At 63.5% G+C, this 1,620-nt stretch carries 1 protein-coding gene and 1 pseudogene; both read left to right on the top strand.

Going from position 1 to position 1,620, the window contains the following annotated elements; all coding sequences use genetic code 11:
- Positions 1-307: 307 nt before the first annotated feature.
- A pseudogene (locus AAAX77_RS09790) lies at positions 308-442 on the top strand (transposase); the annotation flags it as partial.
- 148 nt (positions 443-590) lie between these two features.
- The gene (locus AAAX77_RS09785) at positions 591-1,511 is read left to right on the top strand and encodes an IS3 family transposase (protein ID WP_349106091.1); all 921 of its coding nucleotides are present in this window, start codon (positions 591-593) and stop codon (positions 1,509-1,511) included.
- The last annotated feature ends 109 nt before the right edge of the window (positions 1,512-1,620 follow it).

Raw genomic sequence — 1,620 nt, 5'->3', positions numbered from 1 at the left:
ATTTCCCCGGACAGGACCACCTTTGCCGCCGAGACCTTGAACTGCCTGTCGTATCGCTTTCTTCTTTGGGTCATCTTGAACACCTTTCGCTCTTAACTAGGTGTCCAATTCATCATACCCACTCCATTTCTTTATGCGCGTTGATTTGAGGGTGAAGCATGATGTCGAGGCCAGGAAGGCGGCCATAGGGCTCTTCGAGCTCGGGCACGGGTATAAATCTGCCGCGATTGCCCTTTCGCTTCCCGCGGAAGCCGTGAGAAGACGGTAGGAGATATACCGCGCATTCGGGAGCGAGGTGCTGCTGCGCATGGACGGAAAGCAGGGCAGGTACACATACGAGCAGAAGGTCGCCGCCGCCTCCGCCGTCGTCGACGGCGGCATGACGAAGACCGAGGCGATGGCGGCGTTCGGCATAATGTCGATGTCGCCGCTCAAGAAGTGGTGCGCGCTATACCGCCGGGGCGGCGCGGAGGCCCTGCGCCCGAGGCCCAAGGGCCGGCCGAGCGGTTCCAGGGCGAGGCCGCGGACCCGCGAGGAGGAGCTCGAGGAGCGGTGCCGTAGGCTCGAGGCCGAGGTGGCCTACCTAAAAAATTACGCGCCCTGGTCGAGAGGGACGGGCTCTGACCAGGGCGAAGGCCGAAGCGGTCGCGGCCCTGCGCGCCGAGGGGCACGCGCTCGGGCACCTGCTCGCATGCGCCGAGCTCAAGCGGTCGACCTACTACTACGCCCTCGCGCACCCGCCGAGGCCCACGCGCGCCGAGCTCCGGGAGGCGGCCGCCGAGATCTTCTCGCGCACCGCCAACGGCTGCGGGCACCGGCAGATAGCGATGTGCCTCAGGGCGGAAGAGGGGGCCGTGATAGCCGACAAGACCGTGCTCAAGATGATGCGCGAGATGGGGATTCGCTGCGGCATCAGACGCGAGACGGCCTACCACAGGTACAACTCGTACAGGGGCGTCGTCGGCAGGACGTTCGAGAACGTGATCGCGAGGGATTTCGACGCCGGGGCCCCGTGGCAGAAGCTGGGGACGGACGTCACCGAGTTCAAGGTGGCCGGCGGCAAGGCCTACTGGGCCCCGACGCTGGACTTCTGCACCAAGGAGATCGTGGCGAGCGACATATCGACCACGCCCGACATGTCCCAGCAGGTGAGGATGCTCGACGAGCTGCTGTCCAAGATCCCCGAGGGCGCCGCCCCGACCATGCACTCGGACCGGGGCTGGCAGTACCAGCACGCCTCGTACACATCCAGGCTCGAGGCCGCCGGCATCGTCCAGAGCATGTCCAGGAAGGCGAACTGCATCGACAATGCCGCCACCGAGCAGCTCTTCGGCCACGTCAAGGACGAGTTCTACAGGGGCCGCGAGTGGAAGACGTTCGAGGATTTCAAACGCGACCTGGAGGAATACATAGTCCACTGGAACACGAGCCGGAGGCAGGTAAGATTGAAGGGCCTGACCCCGGAGGAGTTCCGGAATCAGGCCCTCGCGGCCTTGGAGTGGGAAGGATAAACTGGACTTTCTTTTAAGGATCCTCAAGCGTATTGCCGCTCGTATTCCACTGGAGACATGTAGCCCAGGGTGGAATGCATGCGCACCCTATTGTAATAGAGCTCTATGT

Source organism: Collinsella sp. CLA-ER-H6 (genome assembly GCF_040092305.1).
GTDB lineage: Bacteria > Actinomycetota > Coriobacteriia > Coriobacteriales > Coriobacteriaceae > Collinsella.
The sequence above is the reverse complement of the archived record's forward strand: the minus strand, read 5'-3'. Positions and strand labels throughout refer to the sequence as shown.